The 2,824-nt window shown below is 74.2% G+C and carries 1 pseudogene; it reads left to right on the forward strand.

The window, feature by feature from the left end:
* Positions 1-11: 11 nt before the first annotated feature.
* A pseudogene (locus tag FNQ90_RS18600) lies at positions 12-2,824 on the forward strand (hypothetical protein); the annotation flags it as partial.

Raw genomic sequence — 2,824 nt, forward strand, 5'->3', positions numbered from 1 at the left:
GAGAGAGACCCGTGCCCCGTCCCACCGACTGGAGCGTGCTCGGCCTCTCGAACGACCCCACCCCCGGCGACGCACCCCGCCTGGATCGGGTCATCGCCTCCCAGAAGGAACTGGTCGAACTGGCGGGGGTGGTGGACGAGGGGTTGAGGAACGTCCGCAACACCACCGACGGCTCCTTCGTCGGCAAGACCGCCGACGCGCTCCGCGACGTGATCGACAACAAGCTGCGGAAGTTCGTGGAGACCTTCGCGGAGGCCCACCGGAACGCCGGGAACGCGCTCACCACCTACCACGGCGTGATGGTCGAGGAACAGCGCAAGGCCGACGCGGCGCTGGAGGCCGCCCGCGGGTTGGGGGACGACGACGAGGCGGAGACCGAACGGAGCAGGCTCCGCGGGGAGGCCGAGGAGGCCGGAGCCCGACAACGCGAGGCCGCCGAGGAGGCGGCCCGGGTGCTGCGCTCGGCGGCGTCGAGCATCTCCTCCCCGGTGGACGCCTGCGAGGAGATCTGGAAGGCCCTCCAGTGGCTGGCCATCATCCTGATCATCCCGGCCATCCTCGTCGGCGGCCCGCTCGCCCTGTTCACCATCGCGCTGAACACCGCCATCCTCATCAAGACCGCGATCGACTTCTCGCAGGGGAAGGCGGGCGTCGCCGATCTGGTCTTCGCGATCCTGGGCATCATCGCGCCCAGCACCCGGGCCCTGAACATCGGCAAGGTGTGGTCGGCGCTGGGGAACGGCTTCCGGAGCACCCGGGACTTCTTCAAGCTGGGCCCGAACGTCTTCTCCGCGATGCGGCTGACCAGTGCCTTCGGCGGCGGCACCCGGATCACCACCCTGTGGCTGCGCAACTCCTCGGGGATGCTCACCCCGATCCGGATCAACGCGCCCGTGTTGGGCGGCGTCCGGGCGAGCGTGCTGCGCGGCGTCGGGTGGGCGGGTTACACCGCGATCCGGATGGGCGTGGGCCTGGTGCGGTTCGCGCCGGGCGCCTTCCGGGCCGGCGTCCACGGCGCCATGAAGTTCCGTTTCCTCAGCTTCTTCCTGCCGGTGGCACGGGAGGAGATGCGCTTCGGGATGGGCCTGGCCTTCCGGATCGGCTTCATCGACCGCGGTCTGCTCGGCAAGCACATCTACGGCTTCTCGCCGACCGTGACGGCGGGCATCCGGGGCGGCGCCGGAGCCGCGTCGGGCATCGGGTCGGGCGTCATGGTCCTCTCCCGCCCGGGCGGCGGGGGTTTCGGCTCCGCCGGATTCGGGGTGCCGACCCCGACCATGGGGGGCATGGGCGGCTTCACCGCGCCGAACGTCTCCGCCGTGGGCGCGGGCGTGGGCGACCTGCGGGTGATGCCGCCCATCGGCGTGCCGGTCCGGCCGGGCGGCATCTCCCCGGGTGGCCCCGCCGGCCCCGTCGTGCCGAGCGTCGCCACGCCGGGGTCGCTCGCCCCGCCCGGCGGCCTGTCCGGGATCGGCGGGCTCGGCCCGGGCGGCCTCGCCCCCGGCGGTCTCGGCTCCGTGAACCTCGGGCAGATCTCCCTCAGCCCCCCGTCGGTGCTGCGCACCCCGATGGGCGGCGTCGAGATGCCCCCCATGTCGGCGCAAATCGTCGACCTGCCGTCCATCGGCACCGTGCAGCCCCCGCAGTTGGGGTCGATGTCCTCGATGACGGGCGTCGGCGGCATCACCCTCGGCTCGCCGGGGGCCGTGAACCTCGGTGCCCTCGCGCCGACCCCGGCCCCGGTGGCGGTGAACACCGCCGTCACCGCGCCGACGGTGACCGCGCCGAGCGTGGCGGCGCCGCAGTTGGGTTCCGTCGCCGCGCCCACCCCGGTGGCGCCCGGTGCGATGGCGGTCGGGACGGTGAGCCCGGGTGCGGTGACCCCCGGAACGGTGACCCCGGGGAACCTCTCCCTCGGCGGCATCAACGCGGGCAACCTCAACCCCGGCGGCCTGCACCCCGGCGCCCTCACCACCGCCAACCTCAACCTCGGCGGCGTCAACGCCGGTGGCCTGAACCCCGGCGGACTCACGACCACCAACCTCAACCTCGGCACGGTCTCCCTCGGCGGCATCAACACCGGCGCGATCGCCCCCGGCGGACTCAACCCCGGCGCCCTCACGACCACCAACCTCAACCTCGGCGGCGTCAACGCCGGTGGCCTGAACCCCGGCGGACTCACTCCGGGCAACGTCTCCGTCGGGGGCGTGAACGGGGGGGCGCTCAGCTCCGGCGTGACCGCGCCCGGCGCCGTGGCCCCGAACCTCGGCGCTCCCGGCACCGTCGGTCACATCCCGGCGAGCCTGTCCGGCGTCTCCTCCCTCCCCACCCCCCAGATACAGGGCATCCAGGGGATCACCTCGCTCGGCGGGATCACTCCTCCCGGGCAGGTCGGGGTCCCCGTGCCCGGCGCACCGGCCGGCGCCGGGTCGTCCTCCGCGCCGACCCAGCACCTGCTGAACGTGCCCTCGCTCTCCCAGACCTCGCTCGGTCAGATCCCGACCCTGCCCTCGATCACGGCGCGGATCGTCGACCTGCCCGGCACCGGCCTCGGCGGAACACCCACCTCCCTCGGATCCATCACCGGCGCCGGGGCCGTGACCCCCGGCAACCTCGCTCCTCCGGCGGGGGCCGTCATCAGCCCCGGCTCCGTGCCGACTCCCGGCGCCATCGCCCCGGGCACCGTCACTCCGGGCGCCCTCGCCCCCGGCACCATCGCCCCGGGGGCGGTCACCCCCGGCGCTGTGGCCCCGGGCACGGTCGCGCCCCCGCAGGCCCATGTTCCCGGCGGCCTCTCCAACGCCGCTCCCGCCCCGCAGGCCCC

Origin of the sequence: Streptomyces alkaliphilus, from assembly GCF_014141535.1 — a bacterium.
Lineage (GTDB): Bacteria > Actinomycetota > Actinomycetes > Streptomycetales > Streptomycetaceae > Streptomyces > Streptomyces alkaliphilus.